At 56.5% G+C, this 23235-nt stretch carries 17 protein-coding genes, 2 tRNA genes and 3 rRNA genes; 2 read left to right on the top strand and 20 right to left on the bottom strand.

Annotated features, from left to right (window positions below):
- Position 1: 1 nt before the first annotated feature.
- The 10 genes from otsB to KIT08_07350 all read right to left on the bottom strand — a co-directional run bounded on the left by otsB (position 2) and on the right by KIT08_07350 (position 9234).
- Complete coding sequence (otsB, locus tag KIT08_07395) at positions 2 to 811, bottom strand: trehalose-phosphatase (protein UYN88917.1); 810 nt, start codon at positions 809 to 811, stop codon at positions 2 to 4.
- Positions 808 to 2424, bottom strand: coding sequence for a hypothetical protein (locus tag KIT08_07390; GenBank protein UYN88916.1), 1617 nt, complete (start codon positions 2422 to 2424; stop codon positions 808 to 810). The genes otsB and KIT08_07390 overlap by 4 nt, the downstream gene beginning before the upstream one ends.
- Positions 2425 to 2435: 11 nt before the next feature.
- Entirely contained in the window at positions 2436 to 3368 is a 933-nt protein-coding gene (locus KIT08_07385; GenBank protein UYN88915.1) for a diacylglycerol kinase family lipid kinase, read from the bottom strand.
- A gap of 97 nt (positions 3369 to 3465) precedes the next feature.
- Positions 3466 to 3927 carry a ferritin-like domain-containing protein gene (locus tag KIT08_07380; GenBank protein ID UYN88914.1) on the bottom strand — a complete coding sequence of 154 codons (462 nt, stop codon included), beginning with the start codon at positions 3925 to 3927 and terminating at the stop codon, positions 3466 to 3468.
- A 102-nt stretch (positions 3928 to 4029) separates the two neighbouring features.
- The gene (locus KIT08_07375) at positions 4030 to 4611 is read right to left on the bottom strand and encodes a metallophosphoesterase family protein (GenBank protein UYN88913.1); all 582 of its coding nucleotides are present in this window, start codon (positions 4609 to 4611) and stop codon (positions 4030 to 4032) included.
- Positions 4612 to 4623: 12 nt separating this feature from the next.
- Positions 4624 to 5859: an aminopeptidase P family protein gene (locus KIT08_07370; protein ID UYN88912.1), complete on the bottom strand. Its 1236-nt coding sequence runs from the start codon at positions 5857 to 5859 to the stop codon at positions 4624 to 4626.
- The gene (locus tag KIT08_07365) at positions 5856 to 6911 is read right to left on the bottom strand and encodes a hypothetical protein (protein UYN88911.1); all 1056 of its coding nucleotides are present in this window, start codon (positions 6909 to 6911) and stop codon (positions 5856 to 5858) included. The genes KIT08_07370 and KIT08_07365 overlap by 4 nt, the downstream gene beginning before the upstream one ends.
- Entirely contained in the window at positions 6911 to 7972 is a 1062-nt protein-coding gene (locus KIT08_07360; GenBank protein ID UYN88910.1) for an NAD(P)-binding protein, read from the bottom strand. The genes KIT08_07365 and KIT08_07360 overlap by 1 nt, the downstream gene beginning before the upstream one ends.
- 4 nt (positions 7973 to 7976) lie before the next feature.
- Entirely contained in the window at positions 7977 to 8813 is an 837-nt protein-coding gene (locus KIT08_07355) for a phytoene/squalene synthase family protein (protein ID UYN88909.1), read from the bottom strand.
- 28 nt (positions 8814 to 8841) lie between these two features.
- Complete coding sequence (locus KIT08_07350) at positions 8842 to 9234, bottom strand: hypothetical protein (protein UYN88908.1); 393 nt, start codon at positions 9232 to 9234, stop codon at positions 8842 to 8844.
- Positions 9235 to 9521: 287 nt separating this feature from the next.
- Here KIT08_07350 and KIT08_07345 point away from each other — a divergent pair, with 287 nt between their 5' ends.
- Both KIT08_07345 and KIT08_07340 read left to right on the top strand, forming a co-directional pair.
- Complete coding sequence (locus tag KIT08_07345) at positions 9522 to 10538, top strand: GNAT family N-acetyltransferase (protein ID UYN88907.1); 1017 nt, start codon at positions 9522 to 9524, stop codon at positions 10536 to 10538.
- 97 nt (positions 10539 to 10635) lie between these two features.
- Positions 10636 to 11607: an aldo/keto reductase gene (locus KIT08_07340; protein UYN88906.1), complete on the top strand. Its 972-nt coding sequence runs from the start codon at positions 10636 to 10638 to the stop codon at positions 11605 to 11607.
- Here the strand turns inward: KIT08_07340 and KIT08_07335 are convergent.
- The 10 genes from KIT08_07335 to dnaX form a co-directional block, all read right to left on the bottom strand.
- Complete coding sequence (locus tag KIT08_07335) at positions 11604 to 12191, bottom strand: DM13 domain-containing protein (protein ID UYN88905.1); 588 nt, start codon at positions 12189 to 12191, stop codon at positions 11604 to 11606. The two genes, KIT08_07340 and KIT08_07335, sit on opposite strands and share 4 nt — an antisense overlap.
- A gap of 48 nt (positions 12192 to 12239) precedes the next feature.
- Positions 12240 to 14597, bottom strand: a complete 2358-nt coding sequence (locus KIT08_07330; GenBank protein ID UYN88904.1) for a ComEC/Rec2 family competence protein — start codon at positions 14595 to 14597, stop codon at positions 12240 to 12242.
- Positions 14598 to 14765: 168 nt separating this feature from the next.
- Positions 14766 to 14882: ribosomal RNA gene (gene rrf / locus KIT08_07325) — 5S ribosomal RNA — on the bottom strand.
- An 80-nt stretch (positions 14883 to 14962) separates the two neighbouring features.
- A 23S ribosomal RNA gene (locus KIT08_07320) occupies positions 14963 to 17933 on the bottom strand.
- Between the two features lie 491 nt (positions 17934 to 18424).
- Positions 18425 to 18497 (bottom strand) — tRNA-Ala (locus tag KIT08_07315).
- Between the two features lie 19 nt (positions 18498 to 18516).
- Positions 18517 to 18590: transfer RNA gene (locus KIT08_07310), tRNA-Ile, on the bottom strand.
- Positions 18591 to 18876: 286 nt separating this feature from the next.
- Positions 18877 to 20382, bottom strand: a 16S ribosomal RNA gene (locus KIT08_07305).
- Together the 16S, 23S and 5S rRNA genes with 2 tRNA genes alongside form the textbook arrangement of a ribosomal RNA operon.
- 319 nt (positions 20383 to 20701) lie before the next feature.
- A complete protein-coding gene (gene recR / locus KIT08_07300) occupies positions 20702 to 21304 on the bottom strand; it encodes a recombination mediator RecR (protein ID UYN88903.1) in 603 nt (200 codons plus the stop codon).
- 6 nt (positions 21305 to 21310) lie between these two features.
- On the bottom strand, positions 21311 to 21622 hold the full coding sequence (locus KIT08_07295) for a YbaB/EbfC family nucleoid-associated protein (protein UYN88902.1): 312 nt from the start codon (positions 21620 to 21622) through the stop codon (positions 21311 to 21313).
- Positions 21623 to 21663: 41 nt separating this feature from the next.
- Positions 21664 to 23217 carry a DNA polymerase III subunit gamma/tau gene (gene dnaX / locus KIT08_07290; GenBank protein ID UYN88901.1) on the bottom strand — a complete coding sequence of 518 codons (1554 nt, stop codon included), beginning with the start codon at positions 23215 to 23217 and terminating at the stop codon, positions 21664 to 21666.
- Positions 23218 to 23235 lie beyond the last annotated feature (18 nt).

The raw sequence follows: 23235 nt of genomic DNA, 5'->3' as shown, positions 1-23235 counted from the left end.
ATCAAACGTTAGCCTGGCGTGCAGCCAGAAGGAATGCCAGCAGTTGCTCCACATCAGCAACGCCGTCAGCCAGGTAGTCCGCGTGAGCGGCTACCTCTGGCGGGGCATCCTCTGACTGCACGCCTACGCCGTAGGCTGCTATGCCGCCGGAGCGTAGTGCGGCGGCGGCTTGCAGCGCGGCCAGATCACTAATATCGTCCCCCAGGAACAAGGCGGAGCTCAACTGGTGCTCCAACACCAGGTCACGGAATGCAGTGCCCTTGTCGACCTCAACCGGGGGTCGCACCTCGAGCACCATTTTGCCGGTGAACAAGACCAGGCCATGCTGCTGGGCAATGTTATGGATCTGCACGGCGCGGGTCAGCATGAACTCACGCGGATCTTTGGTTTGGCGGTAGTGAATGCTAAGGGTCAGGCCCTTGTCCTCGGCAACCGCGCCGGGCGGCAGCATAGCCCGGATGGCGGCTTGGGCCTGCTCCAGCGCAGTGCGGTGGGCTGCCGCTTGCGGCAGGCCCACCACCTGGCCGTCGAGCCATTGCTCGAGGCCATGATTGCCAACATAGATCAAGCCGGGCAGGCCCACCTTGGCCTGCAAGCTGCCGGCGCGGCGACCAGAGATCAAGGCCACCACAGGCAGCTGCGCCGCCAGCTCCTGCAGGTGTTGGCGGTTGCCCGGAGTGATGGCGGCGGCTTCGGGTGTGGGTGCAATCGGCGCCAGAGTGCCATCCAGATCGCTGAACAGGCCGAAGCGCGGCTGCATAGCCAGCTGCTGAATTTGATCCTTGGCTTTACTCCAGTGGATGGCGGTCATTTAGTTTCCTCGATCTCTCCCAGATAGCCTAGCTCAAGCAGGGCTTGTAGAACCTGCTGGCTGGCGCCGGGCTTGACGGCGATGGCCAGCGGGCCGAGCAGCTCGCCCAGCCAGCGGGCGGCGCGTGAGGCGCGCAGCGCCTTGAGCGCCGCGGCGGAGTGGACGCGCAGCACCAGGCGCGGCGCAAGTTGTGCCTGAGCGCCGTGCTGCTGCCAGCGGCGCAGCGCCTGCGGCAGGTTAGGCGGCAAGGCTGAACCCACCTGGGCCTGCAGCAGGGTTAGCAGTTGGCTAGCCTGCAAGCCTTGCTGGCGGGCAGCGGTCAAGCCAGCGGCGGATATCTGATACTGGTAGTTACCTTTGCGCGGCGGCTGCCAGGTACAGAAACGAGCCACCTGATAGCGGACAGCGCGGGGTGTAAGGCGTGCGGCGGTAATTTGACCCGACGAATCCACTTTAAGTTTTACGCTCTCGGCGGACAGCATGGGGCTGCGCTGAGCAAGCAAGTCTTCCGCCCAGCTGCTCCAGCGAAAGGCCAGCGGCTCGTCACCTTCGGCGCCGGCCAGCTCCAGCAACCCCAGCCAATGCAAAGGCCCAGTGAGATGGTAACGCAGAAGCACACCCTCCACGGCATCCCAATGAGCGAAACCGCGCAGGAAATTGCCGTCTTCGTCGCGCAGATACCACGCGTCGTAATCGCCACCCGTGCGCTGAAAGTCAGGCTGGTGCTGTTTGATGTCGGCGACAAAGGCGGCCAGGCTCCACCATTGTCCAGCGGGCAGATTGCGTAGCAAGGTCAACACCGTGGTGCGGGTTGACCTGGGGTCATTTTGCCAGCCGCCCTCGGCTACCAAACCGGGCAGCAGACGCAATTCATTGAGCTCGTCACTATGCAGCCAGGCGGCCACCAGCGCCTGCAATGCATCGCCACGCGGCATCTCAAGCCAGCTGCGTGCCGCGTTGGCGCTCACCTTGCCGGCGGCATCCAATAAGCCGGCTGCCTGCAGCAACGCTTGCAGGAACGCCGGCTGGATCTGCCAGTTCTCAAGCTCGGCAGCTTCGTCCAGCGCCTTGCCGACGCGCAGAGCGGCCAGCAGGCTGGTGGCCTCGTCCAGCACGCCGTCGTTGACGGCGTGCACCACGGCGCGCTCATCCGGCCGGGCGGGGCGACCCAACTGCGCCGGCACCGGAGAGGGCGAGGGCAAGGTGGCGAGCACTTCGTCAGGCAGGTAGCCGAATTCAGCTGGGCCGCCGGAGGTTTCAAAGAAGGCGCGGCCCAAAAGGCCACGATACCAAAGCTGCTCAGTTACGGAGACGGGATTGCGCTGCGGGCGTTCTTTTTCAATGCGGGCCGCGCCCATTTCACGCAGCTCGCCATAAGTGCGCACGAACTGCAGCCAGGGCATGCGACCGCCGGCGGCAGCCAACGTTTGCAAGGCTGGCAGGCAGGCCGGGGGGACAAGCTCAGGCTCAGTGATCAGTTGGGCAATTTGGGTGGCGAGTTGCTGGACGGCGCGGCGGGCATCCGGCGCGTCAAGCTCCAGGCGCCAGACATCAGCTACGCTGCGCAAATAGGCAAGATCATGGCCTTTAAGGCTATGCTCAAGGCCTGGCATGGGCAGCCGCCCTAGCTGGCAGAAGGCGCCAGCACTTCCAACGCCTGCGGCAAAACGGTGATCTTGAGGTTATGCACGTTGCTGTTAAAGCCGGAGAAAGTCTCGCCGTCAATATGAATGGTGAGTGACTGTTTGGACTGGATCTCGATCGTCTTGGCAGTGCCCATCTTGACCTGCTTTTCAAAGCGGCCCTGGGTGCCTTTGAGAAATTCCGGGATCAGACGGAACATTGCCAAGCGCGAGATCTTGTTCACCTGGGTGTAGTTGAGCAGGCCATCATCAAACTCAGCATCCGGCGCGGTAATGAAACCGCCGCCCTCACGCTTGCCATTGCACACACCCAGCATGAGCACATCCGCCTCCCAGTTCTCCTGGTCGGTGGTGATCTTCATTTTCATCACATCGTAGCGGCGAATAATGGTGAGCAGCGTGGCGGCAAAATACATCAAAAAGCCGCGCACCAGCGGCAAATTGTGGGAATAAATATTGACTGAGCCGCCAAAACCGATGTTCATGGTGTTATCCCAATACTCTTTACGGCCGTTTTCATCTTCGATCAGGGCAATATCGATCTTGCGAGTATGGCCCTGGAGGGCCATTTGAAGGGCATCACGCGGGCCATCAGGCAAGCCCAGGTTGTGGGCAAAATCGTTGCCGGAGCCGAGCGGCACAATGCCAAACTTGGGGCGCTTGTTGGCCGGCACGCTCATCAAGCCATTGATGACCTCGTGAGCGGTTCCATCACCGCCGACGGCAATGACCATCTCGTACCCTTCTTCGGCGGCCTGGCGAGCCAGCTCGGTAGCGTGGGTGGGGTACACCGTGCCGGCCCAATCCGCGCCGCCATGCTGCTCGGCGATGGCGCGCAGGTCTGTAGCCTGCCGCCAGGCGTTACCCAGGTCAGCATTGGGGTTGATGATGAGCTTGATACGTTTGCCAGCCATTGTGTCTCCAGAAGGGGGAATGGCGGAATTATAGTCGTAAACTAAAAAGCCGCCTTTTGGCGGCTTTTTAGTGATTTTCAGCGCAGATCAGGCCAGTTTAGAACGGCCAATCGCGCAAAATACGCTCGGTTTCCTCGGCGTGGCGGGTTTCATCGCTGACGATGTTCTCAAGCTCGACGGCGAGACCCTTATCGCCGTATTCCTCGGCCTGCTCGGCGCGCTGGGTGTAATCGCGTACGGCGCGTTGCTCGGCCTCCAGCACGGCTTCCAGCATCTCGCGGTTGCTCTCAGCCATCGCAACTGGCCGGGCCTCGGTGGTGGGCTCGCCGCCGAGGGCTACGATCTTGTTGGCCAGGAACTGAGCGTGGCGCTGTTCGTCCGGCACTTCAGCCAGGAAAAATTCGACCAACTGCGGGCGATACGGGCCGGTCACCTTGGCGGCGTAGACGATGTACTGGGAAATGGCGCCCAGTTCGCCTGCCAGATCCTCGTTCAGGCTTTCGATGAGATCCGCCTTGGCTTGCACCACAGGGGCGGAACGTTTGCTTTTGGTTGCCATTGCATACCTCCTATGTAGACATCATTAATTCTGAGAACAGTGTCTCATTAGCCATAACGAGACGACAGGGTCATCTATCACAAGCAGGCTGCCTGAATGACCCTAACTGCTTAAGCTGGTCTCATCTTGAGGAGGGAGGGAACGGATCTCAGCTTCGGCACGGCCGGACGAGATATGCAACAGGCCATACGAGGGGTCTTTGCCCTGCAGCACCTGGCAGCAGGCCGAGCCGGGATTGACGACCAGCGTTTGACCAAAGCGGCGGATGAACGGCTCGTGCGTGTGCCCGAAGACGATGACATCCACATCAGGAAAGAAGGCAAGCATGCGCTGGGTGAAATAGTCGAACGAGCGCGGGCCATACAGCAGGTAGGCCAGCTTATCTCGCAGATAATTGGGCCAGTTTATATGACCATGGGCCAGGCCAATGCGCACGCCGCCAAACTCGAGGCGGCGTGCGTTTGGCAGATCACGGAACCCAAGCCAATCGGTATTGCCGCGCACGGCATGCACGGGCGCCACTTCAGCCAATTGCTGCAGTAGGCCAGGCGTGGAAACATCGCCGGCATGCAGGATGGCGGCAACACCCGCCTGCAGGAAGGCGGGCATGATACGCGCGTCCAGACCGCGCTTGCGGTCTGGTACATGCGTATCGGCGATCAACCCAAGTGTGATATTCGGCAATCTGGTCACCCGCTACGATTTTAGCGGGATGACCAGGTCATACGGGTAGGGCGCAAGGATATCAACGCTGCCATCGGGATGCATGTAGACGGCGTCTTCAATGCGCACACCCAGGCCGCGCTCAGGGTAGTACAGACCCGGCTCGACGGTGATCACCATGCCGGGCTTGAGCACATCTTCCGCAGTGGTGTCACGCCCCGTGGAAGGTCGCTCATGGATATCCAGTCCCAAGCCGTGGGCAAAGGAGTGCACGTACCCGTTGCGGGTCAGCGGGTCTTTGCGCACGGTGGGGTGGCCCTGAGCTTCGAATAGCTCGCACACACGGTCCTGGTAGACAGTGCCATGCACGCCGGTCTTGAGCTCGCTCATCACCGTGTCGAATACGGAGCGCACATCATCGTACAAGGCTTGCGCCTCGGGGCTGGCATGGCCGATGCACCAGGTGCGGGTGAAATCGGCGAAGTAGCCGCCGCCCGCCTGGACCGGATAGATATCGAACACGATCGGCTCGCCCAGGCGCAGCGGCGCATCCGGGCTGCCCTGGCTGTGCGGCACACCGCCTTCGGCGCCGGGCGCAAAGATGGTGCCGTGAGGGTTATCCATGCCGCGCTCAGCCAACAGACGGCTGATGAGCGATTTGACCTTGGCGACGGTGACTGGTTGGCCATCTTCCCCGGTCAGAATGCCATTTACATCCTTTTGACGGCTGAGAAAATCGGCCACCAGCCCCACGACTTGAACTGTCTTCTGAGCCACATCGCGCATCTGCACGATCTCTTGCGGATCTTTAGTGGCACGCGCCTGCAGCAGCACCGAATCCTTGTACTCGCCGGTGAACTCGATATTAGGCAGCAGCTCCTGCAGGCCGGATACCAGGCCAAAGGTCTCGCCCGCATCGCGCTGGCCGTAGACGGCCACTTTGCCGGAAGTCAGGCCAACATCGATAAGCATGCGCTGATACAGGCGGGCGGTGGCGCGCAATGGATTCTTGCCCTCCTGCTCGTAAATATCACGATAGTTGTAGTCTGTGATCGAGCGGGTCTGCAGCCCGGTGGCGGCGGCTTCATCCCGCTCCATGTTGTGATAGAAGAGCACCGGCTCCTCGCCGCGCTTGAGCACAAGGACGCCATCGGTCACGTGTTTGACACCGGTGAAATAGGTCATGGCGGGGTTGTGCATGGCATCGCCCAGGATAATGAGGGCGTCCAATCCACGGGCTTGCATCAGGGCAGGTAGATCTGATTTCATATCACAATCCTCTGAAAAATTAAAGTTGCTACAGGCGATACTAGGCCAGCTAACAATAGCTCCAAGAGGACTGTTGCTGAGAACGAGCTGGTCGCTTCCTGTTTCAAATGCTTCATTTCTTCACGGCAAGCAGCAAGGGAGGTCAAGTACCTGCCTCTTTTTAGCGTGGATGTATCAGGTTTTGTGGAACTAAACAACCAAGTCTCCAAGAAATAAATCTGCTTTTCAAGGATAGATTCTCTGCATTCTCTGGTTTTCCTAATTAGTTGATTTAAAAACCAAGTAGGAAAGAAGAAAGACAGCAGCAACACTGCCATAGGCAATATAGCGCCCATATTGGTAAGAAACCGCCTGGGCTCCTCAGGCAAGTGACTAGCAATGACAAGGATAGCAGGAACCAAGCTTAGAATAATGACTAAAAGAAAGAAACTCAGCTTACGGATGGTAGCTTCAATTTTTTTAAGTTCAGTCAAGTCTGACAAACAAGAATTCACTTTAGTCGATTTGGAATACTCTCGAAACAAAATAGTCAGACAATACATAATCCAATAAGCTGTCGCGCCAAGCAAATTAGTTACTAGAATACAACCCTGGAAAATCACAAGGTAGATATACAAGGGAGAAAATCCAGACTGACCCAAAAATGCTTGCATTTCATCTGCATTTAAAAATGCGATTGCCAAGCCACTAATCATGAAAGGAATCACAAATAATTGAGCTCGCCAGCTGACCCAGAGCCTGGTTGCGCCTTCCTCGAGTTGGTTTCGCTTTGTACGCTTGTAGCGAAATGCTTTCCGTAATTGGGAAAAGATTAGACGAAAGTCCATAGCTGCAATGCCGCCCAGCCAAATGCCAATAAAAATTGTGATTGAAAAATTCAACTGAAGCAGGAAAATGTTAGTTCTAAGTACTTCAGTAGTATTGGGAACGGAGAGCAAGAAAAAGAGCAGTAAGCTCAATACGGAAACAAACACAGCTCGCCAGAAATGCGAGAATGGCATCAATCCCATTAATTTTTCAAAATAATGTTCTTGCTCATGTACCTTTCTCATTACGCTTCCACCGAATACAAGGCTTTAGGTAAACAAGAAAAAATTAGCCTGTGCGGCAATGAATAGCTATACAGCCACCGCATGAACCCCCAAGCATTCCCCCGTTTAGCTGCCTGCCAAAAAATATTCTTGGGCAAATCCCCAAACGAACCATAGAGCAGTCTATTCACCGTCGAGGCCCTAAGCTGAGGCAGCAATCGCTGCTGCCAAAGATAATCATAGTCTGTGTTCAGCAATATGCTTTTGGCTGCCAGTGCTCCAGAAATCAGTGCGCTCCGAATACCAAAACCAAACAACAAGTCCTGAAAGCCTGCAGCCTCCCCAACATGTAAAACCCCATTTCGATAACAACTTTTGGGAATTGAAAACCCACCATAGCCTCCCCATTGTTTTTCTTGAGGGAACCTTGTCAAGCCAAACAACCTCGCTATGTGTTTCTTCGTGTTCTTTAGTGCTTGATGGACAAAGCTAAAGTTACTATAGAGAACAGTTGCCAAAGTTGCCTGCCCACCGCTAACCAAGTAATAAACATATCCTGATGGTGCAAGCTCTTCACTTAGCAATACACATGCAAAATCATCCCCCTCCTTTGCAAAGGTTATCCCAGCAGCAACAGCCTTTGGAGGACCGGATGGGCCAGCTGCCCATATATCAGCTTCACTTTGACTAAGGCGCCTGTTAAAGACAAAACGGACGCCAAATCCTTTTGCCTGCTCAAAAAGGGCAGTATCTAGAGAATCAGGATGCTTGTCACCACGACGCACCAAATAAAACAAAATCTTTTTCGTTTCAATTTCAGCATTCCTAAAGTCAGGACTAAACATCTGACCCCCGTGAAATGGCCTCAGCCACCAGTTTGTTGCAATACCCAGCTGATGAAATTCTTCGAGGGGGTCAATATCAGTGCTCCAACTTTCAATGCCCTGAAAATCATCATTGAACCTGCCTCCAACATTGGCTCGCTGTTCAAACACAGAAACTGGGTGTCCAGCCCTAGCCAATACAATTGCCGCCGCCAAGCCAGCTGGACCAGCTCCGGCTATTTTTATTTCTTTTCCCATATTTTTAGGCTGAGCCTGGGGTGCTTTGAGCTTCCAACGCCTGCAGGATCTTTAGGACATCAGCGCGCGAGAGTTTCTCACGCCCCTCGGCCAGGGCTTCCAACGTGGCGTGCGCCAGGGTGCGGGGGATGTTCACAAAGTCGGAAAAGGTGCTGGCAGCCAGCTCCTGCATGTAGGCATCGAACTCTTTGAGATTATGTCGCGCGTAGGTTTGCATCTCTGCATCGCCCCAGTTTTGGGGGTAGAAGTCAACCCCGCGCTGCAGATCCTCACGACGGTTGCGCAAAATATTGACAGATTGCAGCGCGCGGCCAAACTGGATGGCCAGGCTGCGATGGATCTGTACATGCTCAAACCAGGCCCACAGGTCACATAGCAACAGGCCGACTGCGCCAGCTACGCTGTATGTGTAGCGATCCAGATCGGCCTGCGAATGTACGCTGAAACCGTTCAGCACCCAATCACGCATGCGGCCCGCCATGGCCGAGGTAGCCTCCCACACACGGGGCGCAATGAAAGCCGGTGCATAACAACACCACTCGGAGAGGCGCAGAGTGACCTCGGGCAGCTCGTCTTTATAGGGAGCAAAGAGCGCCTCGAAGCGAGCGTGGTCAAATCGCTCGACAGAGGTCTGCGAATCAAGGATGAGACAGATCTGCTGCAGAAGTTGCGTTTTTTGCTCGGCTGTAAGATGAAAGTGGTCTTCAATTTCATCGATGGCGCGCATGCACAAGTAGCCGGCGGCCACGGCTTCCTGCAGGCCTTGGGGCAACCTAATGATGGGCAGATAGAAGGTGCGGCTGGTTTGCTCTAGGACTTGCAGTGCAGTTTGCGTTGTCATTCCTCAGATTATATATGCTTCGCTGTGGCTATGGCGCCCAGCGGCTGCGCTCGCGCAGACGCAGGAACCATTCGATGGCAAGGAAGGCCAGGGCTAAGAAAACCAGCAAGGCTCCATTGAGCACACGCCCAAACTGCAGCCAGGCCAGGGTGGCCGCGTACACACCCACCCAAAGCCCCTGGCGCACGATGACATTAACCCGTGCCGGCGGGTCGCTTGGAAAGCGGTAATTCAGGAAGGAAACAACCGGAAGCCCCAAACCGGTGAAGGCGATAGCGACGAGGAAGAAGAAGAGCCAGCGCGGCACCAGGTTGGGCTGCGTGCTGGTAAGCAGCAAGCCCAGGCCGCCCCAGCCGAAGAGCAACAGCAAGATCGTGGTGGGCAGAAAAGCAAACGGAGACGGAGTGCCTGCTTTGTTCATCTGCGTGATTATACGCTTTGCGCCCTTGACGCAGGAGTCGATGCTGGTGTACACTGCTGCAATTAGGAGACAGGCGTGAAATTTCTGTTCACTCCCATTGACCCCAAGCAGTCCCCGGCTTCCAAGGCCGGCGGTTTCGCTCTGCCTTGGCGTAGTGCGCCTGTTTCCGGCCAGTAAAGCTCATCTATTTTGGTGAACGGCCGCACGGCGCACAGCCCTGCGGCCTTTTTGTTTAAGACCGCGGGCAAACCCTTGCGGTCTTTTGTTTTTTTGATCAGGAGAAGAAAATGGCTACACAAGAATTTGACGATTTTTCACTGCGCTCAGTAACCACTGAAGATGCTGAGGCAGTGACACATGTCATCAACCAGTTTTCGAAAGTGTTTGCCGGGCTGGAAGATGACACTGCCGATGAAGTGCTGGGATTCTGGAAGACGCCTGGGATCGATCTGGAGCGGGACATTCGTGCGCTGATCTCGCCGAGTGGCGAGATGTTGGGCTATGCGGAGGCACTGGCCTGGAATGAGGTGCCTGTGAACCCGTACATCTTCCAGCGCATACTGCCGGAACTGGTGGGATCCCCTGCCCAGGCCAAGCTGCTGGACTGGGCGATCGAGCGCTGCAAGGATGCGCTGGCACGTGTGCCGGCGGAGCTACGCGTGGCCATCGGCTTGCATGCCATCGCCAACATCCCGGCCCAGCATGAGCTGCTGCTTTCACGCGGCTTCAAGGTGACCCGCCATGTGTTTGAAATGGGCGTAGACTTTGCTGCCACACCGCCAGCCCCTACATGGCCGGAAGGCATTGAGTTGCGCCCGTTCGAAGTTGAGCGCGATCTGGCGGGTGTTTACAAAGCGCACGACGAAGCATTCTCTGATCACTTTGGCCATGTGGACGAAGGGTTCGAAGCCGGTCTTAAACGCTTCCGCCACCTGATGGTGGAAGAAGGCTCTGAGTTTGACCCCGATCTGTGGTTCATCGCCATGCATGGCGATGAAGTCGCTGGTTATCTGGTTGGCCGTAAGAAACCGCATGGAGAAGGCCAGCTGGGCTGGATAAGCATTCTGGGTGTGCGCCGCCCCTGGCGCAAGCACGGCCTGGGCTTGGCGCTGCTTCAGCACGCCTTCGGCAAGTTCTACGAGCGCGGCTGGATGCGGGCTGAGCTGGATGTGGACGCCGGCAGCCTGACCGGCGCGGTGCGCCTGTATGAGCGGGCGGGCATGCGCGAAGTGCGCCGCCACGACCGCTACGAAAAGGAACTGAGATCTGGGAAGGAGTTGATGACCACCGACATAAGCAACTAGAAAACTGCACACAAAACCAACACAACAGCGCCGGCATTTCGCCGGCGCTGTTGTTTATGGCCGTTATACTTGCTTCTTGCAGAAAGGGAGTGGCAGCATGCAATACCGAAAATTTGGCAAACACAACCTCAAAGTAAGTGAAATAGGCCATGGCTTGTGGGGCATGGGCGGTTGGACCGACGCAGACGACAAGCAATCCATGGCGGCGCTCGAGCGTTCGCTTGAGCTAGGCTGCAATTTCTTTGACACCGCCTGGGCCTACGGTTCCGGGCACAGTGAGCGCCTGCTGGGCCAGCTCATCCGCAACCACCCTGACGCTGAGATCATTGTGGCCACCAAAGTGCCGCCCAAGAATGGAAAATGGCCGGCTGACCCCGCTGACAAGCTGCAAGAGGCCTTTCCCGCCCAGCACATCATTGACCTTACCAAGCGCAGCCTGGAGAATTTGGGAACAGACAGCCTGCACTTGCAGCAATTGCATGTTTGGGATGACAGCTGGGCCTCTGATCCTGAGTGGGCTGAGGCTGCCCAGCGCCTGAAGGAAGAAGGGCTGATCAAGATGTTCGGCCTGAGCCTCAACCGCTGGGAACCGTGGAACGGGCTGAAAGCCATCCGCACCGGCGCGGTGGATGCCGTGCAAGTGATCTACAACATTTTTGACCAGTCGCCAGAAGATGAGCTGTTCCCGCTATGCGAGGAAATGGGCGTGGGCGTGCTGGCACGCGTGCCGCTGGATGAAGGCGGTTTGAGCGGCAAACTTACGCTGGATACCAAATTCCCGGAGGATGATTGGCGCTCTGGCTACTTCGGCCCGGAGAATTTGAAGCCTACGGTGGAGCGCGCCGAAGCGGTGAAAGCGTTGTTGCCCAGCGGCATGTCATTGCCGGAAATGGCGCTACGCTTCGTACTAGCCCACCCGGCAGTCAGCACCACCATTCCAGGCATGCGCAAACTGGAGCATGTAGAACAGAACATTGCCCTGAGCGATGGCACTGCGCTGCCAGACGAGCTGATAGGCCAGCTGAGAGCCCACCGCTGGGACCGCAAAGTAGCCCCCTGGTCTGATTAGGGTTCGGGGGTAGACTCGTCTGTGACCGTATGCAGAGCAGCTGCCATGTATGGTAGCTGCTCTGGATCACACCAAATCACAATGGCGCGGTAGTCGGCCAGTTCGAAGCCAGCAGGCAACTCAAACTGCTGATCGCTTGCATTTTCCAGCAGACCCAGGTCAATGCTGTCCGCCACATGCGCAGTAGTGAACTTCTCGGCCGGGTCTACATCGGTCAGCAGCACACGCAACTCCGGGCGGTATTCAACCTCAACATCTTCAAGACTTAGCACTTGCTCGCCGCTATCCAGAGCGTAGACTTCCGCGCTGCCGCTGCCGGTGTAGGCCAAGGCGACAAAGTTGCCCGAGGCCACTAATTGCGCATCGGCGAAGGCCGAACCAGCGGTTTCAGCGGTGACGGTTTCTGTTGGCGGGGAAGTAGCTGTTGGAGGGCGCGGAGTAAAACTCGCCATCACGCCCAGAGTCGGAAAGGTGACATAGGCTTGGCGACTGGTGAACAGCGGGGAGATGAGATACCAGGCAAGGGAGGAACCCAAAAGGGCCGCTCCAAGCACTGCCAGGCGCACTTCTGGTCTTTTAAGCATGGAGCGCGGATTATAGCTGACCTACACTCCGCTGGGCGGCGCAGGGGTTTAGGGTTCTATGAGAGCAGAAGCCTGCTCTGCATTCAGCCAAAGGTTGTAACCGTCTGTTTCTGCGCGCAACCAACCCAGCTGCGCCGCCTGTAAAAGCGTACGGCCATTCAGTGCAGTCTGCTGTTCATGCTCCAGCTGGCCATCATTGGCAAGCCAATACACGCGGGCATCCAGTGCGGCTAGCCAATCTGGTGGGTTGAGCGGCGGATACCCGCCATCAGCAAGCAGAAACAAATCGACCCCATACACAGACTGCTCTCTGAATTGAGACATCTGATCAACATCCAGCCCCAATGGAAGTAACGCCTGAAAATTGCGCCAGCTTATAAATACGGTTGCGCCACGCGGGCCAACCCCCGCAATCTGCAATTCGGCATCATCGCCCAGACTGAGCACATCTCCTGGCATTAGCTGCTGGGCCTCAACACCAGCTGAGTGCATCAATGTGATCAGGCTGTCAAAGCTCGCGGGCGGCCATTGGTGCGCCCAACCCACCTGAGCTATCTGCAGGTTTTGCAGGCCGCTCTGCAGGCCATCGGTTTGCTGTGAGCGCTCGCCAAGCACCAGCAGCCAGTCTATCTGGCGGGCAAATGGCGGCAGGTGGCGGCCAAGTTCGCTGGAAAGCTCGACTGCGCTTGCGCCGCCGTTGATGAGCACATTTCGCCCGGTGGGCGTGCGTACAAGAATGGCTTCGCCGGGTACATCCAAGAGCGTGATCTGGAGCCGGCCAGTGGGCGTAGAGAAAGCCAGCCCCCAAGTTCCGAAGGCAAAGGCGGCCAGCGCTGCGGCTGGCAGCACAGGCTGCCAGCGTATGCTGCGCACCGCGCTGCGCAAAGGCACCAGGCTTGCGGCGAGCACGGCAAGGTAGTAGGCCAGCACCATTGGCATGCTGAAATTGCCCACATGGTAGGCCGCCCATCCAGGGCTGGCCAGCCATTCGACAATGCCGATGGTCAAGAGAGCCAGCGGCCAGGCCAACAATGCGAGCAACTGCCCAAGCACGGGTAGCGCCAGGCCGGCCAACAAAGACAGCCCGCCAAAGATCAAGATAGCAGGCTGAAGAGGCACGACCAGGATATTGGCGGGCAGCGCTACCAGCGACAGGCGGCCAAAGTGGTGAAGCAGCAGCGGCAGGGTCAGCAGTTGAGCTGCCAAGGTGAGCAGCACATAGTCATACAGCGGTCCTTTGAGGCGCTCTACCCATGGCTCAGGCAGGCGCCGCTGCAGATAAGCGGTAACCCAAGCCTGCATCGGCTGGGCATAGACCAACAGACCCAAGGTGGCGGCGAAAGAGAGTTGGAAGCCCACATCCCACAAGACCAAGGGGTTGATCAAGGCCATCAGAGCCGCAGTGAAAGACAGCGTGTTCAGGCCATGCTGCTCGCGGCCAGTCAGCTGGGCGCCCAGGACCACGAGCCCCATGATGGCGGCACGAACAACAGATGCCTGGGCGCCGACCAGGAGCGTATACAGCACAATGCAGGCTCCGGCCAGCCATAGGCCTTTGCGCTTGCCCACCCAGCGCGTAAAGAACGCGAGCGCTAGCCCGGCAATAATGCTTATGTTGAAACCGGAGATGGCGACAATATGGCGGGTGGCCGTGTCGTTAAAGTCATCCTTGAGAGATTGGCTGATACCGCTTTCGTCTCCCAGCAGGATTCCAGCCAGCAGGCTGGCAACCGGGTCAGGATACAGGCGGTGCAGCACTTCCACGCCGCCCGCGCGCAGCGCGTACAGCTTAGCCTGCAACCAGTCTCCGCTGCCGGCTTCCAGGCGCTCTGCCTGGGCGAAGGACATCAGGCTGTGCACGCCTTGGCGGGCAAGGTATAGCTGGTATGAAGAACCACCTGTTTGGCCTGGTGTATGCAACTGCCCTGTGAGCAGCACACGATCTCCGTAAACCCAGGCCTGGCCAAGATCCGTACGGGCCAGCAGTCTGCCTGCTATCAGTTGCGGGCTGGCATCGATCTCGATCTGGTCAGCCTCAACCCACAGCTCAATGTAGCCTTCTCGATATACAGGAGGGCGGATCAGCGTGCCAGTCACGGCCACGCGTTTATCAAGATCGTTGTAATACAGCAGGTTGTCTACAGAGCGAACTGGCTGGGCCGCCTGATAACGCAAGGCGCCAACGCAGAACAGGATCAGGGCAAACAGAGCCAACCGCGCCGGGCTGGGCAACTTGCGCCAGCCAGCGGTCAAGACAAGGACCGCAAGTAGCGCCAGGCCTACCCACAGGCTGTTTGACAAAGGGGAAATACCCGCCGCGGCCAAAACGCCAAGAACAAAGGCCAGGCTGACCCACAATAGAGGCAGCTCAGTTAGATATGCAAGGAATCTTTGTTTTGTATCCACCTAGATGCGAAATTATAATCAGCAGCTGCGGACTATAAGGTCACGTTCCTGCCTACTCAACCGATCTGGATTCAAGAAAGGTAAGGCTTAAAAGCAAAGCGCCTACCAAAATAGGTAGACGCTTTTTGTCTATTGCGATGTTCTGCAAACATAGTTAAAAGAAAAGTCCCTTGGCAATGACCTACTCTCCCAGGGGGCTGCCCCCCAAGTACCATCGGCGCTAACGAGCTTAACTACCGGGTTCGAGATGGGACCGGGTGTACCCTCGTTGCAGAGATCACCAAGAGACTATTTCACAAGTCTGATGACTGAATAATGACCCTAAATTAGGTGCTGCACGGAAAATCTTCGAGTTCTCCACACTACCGATTAAGCCCTCGACCATTAGTACAGTTTAGCTCCACACATTGCTGCGCTTCCACCCACTGCCTATCAAGCAGGTAGTCTACCTGCGGTCTTACTCCATAACGGATGAGGGATCTCATCTTGAGACGGGTTTCCCACTTAGATGCTTTCAGCGGTTATCCCTGCCAGACGTGGCTACCCAGCTATGCCCTTGGCAGGACAACTGGCACACCAGAGGTCTGTCCACCCCGGTCCTCTCGTACTAGGGGCAGATTCTCGCAAATCCCTTACGCCCACATCGGATAGAGACCGACCTGTCTCACGACGGTCTGAACCCAGCTCACGTGCCGCTTTAATGGGCGAACAGCCCAACCCTTGGGACCTGATACAGCCCCAGGATGCGACGAGCCGACATCGAGGTGCCGAGCCACGCCGTCGCTATGGACGCTTGGGCGTGACCAGCCTGTTATCCCCGGGGTAGCTTTTGTCCGATAAGCCACGGCCCTTCCACTCGGTACCGTGGGATCACTAAGTCCGACTTTCGTCTCTGCTCGACGCGTTGGTCTTGCAGTCAAGCTCCCTTGTGCCTTTACACTCTACGGCTGGTTTCCATTCAGCCTGAGGGAACCTTTGAGCGCCTCAGTTACTCTTTATGAGGCGACCGCCCCAGTCAAACTGCCTATCTGGCACGGTTCCCCACCCGGATAACGGCGTGGGGTTAGATACGAAACTTGATCAGGCTGGTATTTCACTGTTGGCTCCACCGAGGCTAGCGCCCCAGCTTCAAAGCCTCCCAGCTATGCTACACAAATCAAGCCCCAAATCAATGCCAAACTACAGTAAAGCTCCACGGGGTCTTTTTGTCCTGATGCGGGTAACGAGCATCTTCACTCGTATTTCAATTTCACCGGGTCTTTCGTTGAGACAGTGCTCCACTTGTTACTCCGTTCGTGCGGGTCGGAACTTACCCGACAAGGAATTTCGCTACCTTAGGACCGTTATAGTTACGGCCGCCGTTCACTGGGGCTTCAGTTCAGTGCTTCGCTTGCGCTAACACGTCCCTTTAACCTTCCAGCACCGGGCAGGAGTCAGCCCCTATACGTCGTCTTACGACTTAGCAGAGACCTGTGGTTTTGTTAACCAGTCAGCAGAGCCTGTTTACTGCGACCCAAATTCGCTACAGAAGGAATTCTTTCACGATTATGGGCACCTCTTATCCCGAAGTTACGAGGTTAAGTTGCCTAATTCCTTAACGAAAGTTCTCCCGTTCGCCTTGGTATACTCAACCCATCTACCAGTGTCGGTTTGCGGTACGGTTATTCAAGAGTCAACGCTTAGAGGCTTTTCTCGACAGCAAGGCTCAACCACTTCAGCCTCAGGGCACGGCATCACGCCTCAGCTCAGCTCGCGGATTTACCTACGAGCCTCAACACCTACACGCTTGCAACCTGCACAACCAATCGCAGGCTGGCCTACCTCGCTGTGTCCCCCCATCGCTCATCTCAAATAGTTCCGGAATGTTGACCGGATATCCATCACCTACGCCTCACGGCCTCGGCTAAGGACCGACTAACCCGACGCGGATTGACCTGCCGTCGGAAACCTTAGATTTACGGCGAACATGATTCTCACATGTTTTACGCTACTCATGTCTGCATTCTCACTTCCATACGCTCCAGCTGTCTTTACAGTCAGCCTTCACCGCCTATGGAACGCTCCCCTACAGCTTCAACTTACGTTGAAACCCATATCTTCGGTGCTACGCTTAGCCCCGTTACATTTTCCGCGCAAGATCACTTGACCAGTGAGCTGTTACGCACTCTTTAAAGGATGGCTGCTTCTAAGCAAACCTCCTGGTTGTCTCAGTAATCTCACAACGTTTCCCACTTAGCGTAGACTTTGGGACCTTAGATGATGGTCTGGGCTCTTTCCCTCTCGACCACGAAACTCATCTCCCGTGGTCCGACTGCCTTGCTTTGGAGTACCGGCATTCGGAGTTTGGTTGGGGTTGGTAAGCAGTAAGCCCCCGTACCCATCCAGTGCTCTACCTCCGGCACTAAACACAAGACGCTAGCCCTAAAGCTATTTCGGGGAGAACAAGCTATCTCCTAGTTCGTTTGGCATATCACCCCTACCCACAGTTCATCCCACAACTTTGCAACGTTGAAAGGTTCGGGCCTCCACGAGTGGTTAGACTCGCTTCACCCTGACCATGGGTAGCTCACCAGGTTTCGTGTCTAATTTTTGCGACTGCACGCCCTATTCAGACTCGCTTTCGCTACGGCTTCGGGTGTAAATCCCTTAACCTTGCCACAAAAATTAACTCGCAGACTCATTCTCCAAAAGGCACGCCGTCAGGCCTAACGCCGCGATGCCTATCTCTAGGTTCACAGACGCGTCATTGCCCTTCGACTGCTTGTAAGCTTACGGTTTCAGGTTCTATTTCACTCCCCTCACCGGGGTGCTTTTCACCTTTCCCTCGCGGTACTTGTTCACTATCGGTCGCAACGTGTATTTAGCCTTGGAGAGTGGTCTCCCCGGATTCCCACCGGATTACACGAGTCCAGTGGTACTCAGGTATCTGACGGAAGTCATGAAGTTTTCGCATACGGGACTCTTACCCTCTTTGGTAGGCTTTCCCACACCATTCTGCTAACGTCATGATTGGTAACTTCCATGTGCCAGACCCTACAACCCTCAAGAAGCAAGCCTCTTGAGTTTGGGCTATTCCCCGTTCGCTCGCCACTACTAAGGGAATCTCTGTGATTTCTGTTCCTCTGGTTACTAAGATGTTTCAGTTCACCAGGTGCCCTCCGCCAGGTCTATGTGTTCAACTAGGCGGTGCTGCGAGTTCATCGCAGCGGGTTTCCCCATTCGGAAATCCCCGGATCAAAGCCTGTTCACGGCTCCCCGGGGCTTATCGCAGTGTCCCGCGTCCTTCATCGGCACGTCGCGCCAAGGCATCCACCGTAAGCTCTTAGTAGCTTAACCATATGGTAATGTGGAGAAATCGAAAATTTTCCGCAACAAGGGCAAATCAAACCGAAACGTTCCCGCAAGGGGAGCGTTTTACGTTTGATACGACCCATGTTGTTTGATTTGTTTCATTTGATGATGCTTTAAGGATCATTATTCAGTTTGTAAAGTGCACACGAGCGTTGTTCTGCTCGCCTTAGGCTTGCCCTACAACTCAAAGGTTGTAAGACGCACCCGCTGATGCCGGCGTCAATAGCCGGCCTGGATCCCTATTCAAGGGCGCCAGGTTGGCCATCCACACACACTTTTACTTGTTAATTCGGGAACCTTAGACAGAAGGGCCCGGCGCAACGCCGGGCCCGTAAAGACTAGCCTTTTGCGTTACGACTTTTTATTTGGATTACGAAACCACCAACTCAACTACCAGAAGTGCTCTCCGTTCTTGTTGCATCGAACTGCATTATACCTGCACCGCCTTCGATTGTGAAGGCGCCCCACCAGAAGAGTGGAGATGAGGGGGCTCGAACCCCTGACCCCCGCCTTGCAAAGGCGGTGCTCTCCCAACTGAGCTACATCCCCGGGCCCCTGGCCGGTAGAGTGGGCCTGAGAGGATTCGAACCTCTGACCTCTGCGTTATCAGCACAGCGCTCTAACCAACTGAGCTACAGGCCCTTGCGCAACTCGCAGCAAGCTGCTTCGTTGCGCCTGGAAAAGCTGCTCAGCTGACGCTTCGCGACGCTTTTCCGCGCTGTTTAGTATGGCCGGCACTTAACCGCTGAATAGTGATAAGAAGAATGAAGACTTGCGCTTGCCGACCCATCTGTGAGAAGTATGGGTTGGCGGTTTCGCCCCACCACCGCAGTGGGACTTGGCGTCACATAGTATGTGTTCGCCTGATGTGGAGAGTGGAGAACTCCCTCTGCACCACAAGGATGCTGGAAGGGTCTCAATGCTCCAGAAAGGAGGTGATCCAGGCGCACCTTCCGGTACACCTACCTTGTTACGACTTCGTCCCAGTTACCAATCCCACCTTGGGCGGCTCCCTCCTTGCGGTTAGGATACCGACTTCAGGTGTTATCAGCTTCCATGACGTGACGGGCGGTGTGTACAACGCCCGGGAACGTATTCACCGCACTAATTCTGACGCGCGGTTACTAGCAACTCCGACTTCATGCAGGCGAGTTGCAGCCTGCAATCTGAACTGAGGCCGATTTTGAGGATTGGCTCCACCTTGCGGTCTTGCAACCCGTTGTACCGACCATTGTAGCGTGTGTGTAGCCCTGGATATAAAGGCCATGCTGACTTGACGTCATCCCCACCTTCCTCCGGCTTGATACCGGCAGTCCCGTATGACACATGTAACATACAGCAGGGGTTGCGCTCGTTACCGGACTTAACCGGACATCTCACGACACGAGCTGACGACAGCCATGCAGCACCTGTATACGCTCCCCGAAGGGTCGATCCCGTTTCCGTTCTCTACCACGTATATGTCAAACCCAGGTAAGGTTCTTCGTGTAGCATCGAATTGAACCACACGCTCCGCTGCTTGTGCGGGCACCCGTCAATTCCTTTGAGTTTTAACCTTGCGGCCGTAGTCCCCAGGCGGTGAACTTATCGCGTTGGCTTCGGCACCGATAGGTTTTACCCCACCGACACCAAGTTCACATCGTTTACAGCTAGGACTACCGGGGTTTCTAATCCCGTTTGCTCCCCTAGCTTTCGCGTTGGAGTGTCAGGAGCGGTCCAGAAGGTCGCCTTCGCCACTGATGTTCCTCCGGATATCTACGCATTTCACCACTACACCCGGAATTCCACCTTCCTCTACCGTCCTCTAGTCTGCCAGTTTTGAACGACATCTCCCGGTTAAGCCGTGAGATTTAACATCCAACTTAACAGACCACCTGCACGCGCTTTACGCCCAGTAAATCCGGATAACGCTCGGATCCTACGTGTTACCGCGGCTGCTGGCACGTAGTTAGCCGATCCTTATTCATGAGGTACAGTCCTTTCTCTTCCCTCATAAAAGCACTTTACAACCCGAAGGCCTTCATCGTGCACGCGGCGTTGCTGCATCAGGCTTTCGCCCATTGTGCAATATTCCCTACTGCTGCCACCCGTAGGTGTCTGGACCGTGTTTCAGTTCCAGTGTGGGGGGTCACCCTCTCAGGTCCCCTACCCGTCTTAGCCTTGGTAAGCCGTTACCTTACCAACTAGCTGATGGGACGCAGGCCCCTCCCGAAGCGAATTACTCCTTTAATAGTGAGACCTCTAACTCTCACAGTCACATGGGGTATTAGCAGTCCTTTCGAACTGTTATCCCCCACTTCGGGGCAGGTCACCAACGCGTTACTCACCCGTTCGCCACTAGAAATATCGTATTGCTACAATATTCTCGTTCGACTTGCATGTATTAGGCACGCCGCCAGCGTTCATCCTGAGCCAGGATCAAACTCTCCGCAAAAAAGTACATCTTGCGATGTACAGAGATACATCTCTATGCGGTTAGTCAAAGAAAACGCAAGCTATCTTTACTTCTTATCACTATTCAGATGTTAAGGTCCGGCGCATACACAGGGGCGGGATTCTACCCACACACCTCTGGCCTGTCAAGGCTGCAGACAAGAAAAGTCCCGATGCCGATAAGGCAATCGGGGCCTCTGTCGCTAGACTTTTTCAGTTGTTAGGGGAATGCTGTACTGCTACAGATATTCCGGCTGTCAAATGCTGGAACATTATATGCAGAATTTCACAAATAGCAAGCGATTCTGAAATCTTTAAGATTACATATTTTGCCGTCCAGCCAGCGCCCGCAACAGCGTACTCTGATCGGCATACTCCAGATCGCCACCCATGGGCAGACCACGCGCCAGCCGGGTGACGCGTACGCCTAGCGGGTTGATCTGCTGCTGCAAGTACATGGCGGTGGCATCGCCTTCCATGCTGGGGTTGGTGGCCACGATCAGCTCTTGCACCTGGCCGGTCTTCAACCGCTGCAGCAGCTCGGCGATTTTCAAATCTTCAGGGCCAACACCTTCGATCGGGGAAAGAGCGCCGCCCAGCACATGATAAAGGCCGCGGTAACCCTGAGTGTGCTCGATCGCTAGCACATCCAGCGGCTCTTCAACCACGCATAGCAAGCTCTGCTCGCGCTCTGGGTGATCACAGATGGGACATAGCTCACGCCCGGCGGCGGTAATGTTGAAGCACTGCCCGCAGGTGGCGGTGCCTGAGCGAAGCGCCCCCAATGCTTTGGACAGCTCGTCAGCCAGAGCGCCGTCGCCACGCAGCAAAAAGAAAGTCAGGCGCGAGGCAGTCTTGGGCCCAACGCCTGGCAAGCGGGCAAACGCCTCGATGACGCGCTGGATCGGTTCTGGCAGCAGCACAGGTCTTTAGAAGCTCAGCCCTTGCGAAAGCGGGCCAAGACGATCTTTGGCCATTTGGCGCGAAGCTTCCAGCGCCTCGTTGATGCCTTCCATCAACAGTTTGGCCAGCTTCTGTGGGTCGCCCGCGACATCAGGCGAGATCTCCAGACTGGTGATGCGTTGATCACCAGTGATGACGATCTTCACGGCGCCATCCGCCACTTCAGCAGTCACGGTTTCCTTGGCCAGCTCTTTCTGCGCTTTGACCAGATCGCCTTGTAACTGTCGCAGCTGATTCAACATGCCACCCATATCCCCTAAACCCGGTAATTTGTCCATCGTAGATGTCTCCGATATCAGAATTTTTGAAAATTGACCGACTAATCACTGGTAGCCTGGTCAGTCTGATCCACAATTTCGCCACCCAGGCGCACAGCGGTTGCGACGGCGCCAGAACTGTCGAGCCCGGCGGGCAAGTCAGACGCGCTGGCGGTGCTTAGAAAGCACTGCACATCCAGTGGGCGGCCAAAGGCCTGTTGCAGAACATTGCGCAGCAGTTCCATAGTATCCGGCTTCTCCATTTTGTCCTTAAGGACATCAGTGGAGAAGCCAAGCAGCAACTTATCCTCGCGCAGTTGGCGCGCTTTCACTGAGTTGAGTAAAGCGGCTAGATTGGCGTTTTGCTGCTTGGCCAGATCCTTCACTTTGTTCCACTGCGCCAAATCCAACCCTTGGCCGCCGGCAGTAGCGGATGCCGGTGGCGCTGAGGGGCGCGGGGCGGACGTCTGGCGTTGTGGCGCCGGCTGGCTGCGCGGCGCAGGTGCTTCACTTTGCGACGCTGCGTCGCCTGGCGTCTGCATAGCCTCAACCAGCGCCATTTCAAGTGGCAAGCCTGGCTGCCAAGCCTGGCGCACTTCAGCTGCGGCTTCGTTGAACAAGCGCAGCATGCGCAGGATGCTGGCAGGCGTTAGCGCCTCAGCTTGCGCTTTCATGCGGCGCGCCTCGTCGCCGGCGAACTCGTGACCCAACGGGGCGCCCATGCGGATCAGCAGCAGCCCACGAAGCGTGTCAACCAGTTGGCGTGCCAACTGGCGCGCATCACTGCCAGTGTCCAATGCGGCGCGGATCTGCTCCAGGCCGGCGGCGGCATCCTTTGCAACCAGAGCATCCAGTACACCCAGCACGGCTTCACTGGCCGAAGTGCCCAGCACCTGCTGAGCCCAACCCAGCTGCAGGCGCTCGCCGGGCACGGCCAACTGATCGAACAACGAGATCGAGTCGCGCAGGCTGCCAGTACCCTGGCGGGCGATCAGCTCCAGTGCGTCACGGTCCGCCTCTACCCCCTCATCTTTGGCGATCTTCTCCAGCTGTGCAACAGTTTCCTCCAGCGGCAGGCGCCGGAACTCATGGCGCTGGCAACGTGAAAGCACCGTGGCCGGGATCTTGTGCATTTCTGTAGTCGCCAAGATAAAGATGGCGTGCGGCGGGGGCTCCTCCAGCGTTTTCAGCAACGCATTGAAGGCCGCGGTAGAGAGCATGTGAACTTCATCAATGATATAGACCTTGAACTTGCCGCGGTTGGGCGAGAAGTTGATCTTGTCGCGCAGCTCACGCACGTCTTCCACGCTGGTATTCGATGCGGCATCAATTTCGATCAAGTCCATAAAGCTGCCGTTTTGCATGGAGAGACAATTTTCGCAAGTGCAGTCCGGCCGCTGGGTCGCATCTTCATTGGTGCAGTTTATTGCCTTGGCCAGCAGGCGCGCAATGCTGGTCTTGCCCGTGCCGCGCGGCCCCGAGAACAAGTACGCATGCCCCACCCGGTCAGCTGCCACGGCGTTACGCAGGGTGCTGACCACGTGGGCCTGCCCGACGACATCAGGCCAATTGTTGGGGCGGTATTTGCGATAGAGGGAAAGCGTGGGCGCGCTCATGAACATTCGTAGTGTAAC

The organism is Anaerolineales bacterium, assembly GCA_025808555.1.
Classification (GTDB): domain Bacteria; phylum Chloroflexota; class Anaerolineae; order Anaerolineales; family UBA11579; genus JAMCZK01.
This window is presented reverse-complemented; position numbering and strand designations above follow the sequence as displayed.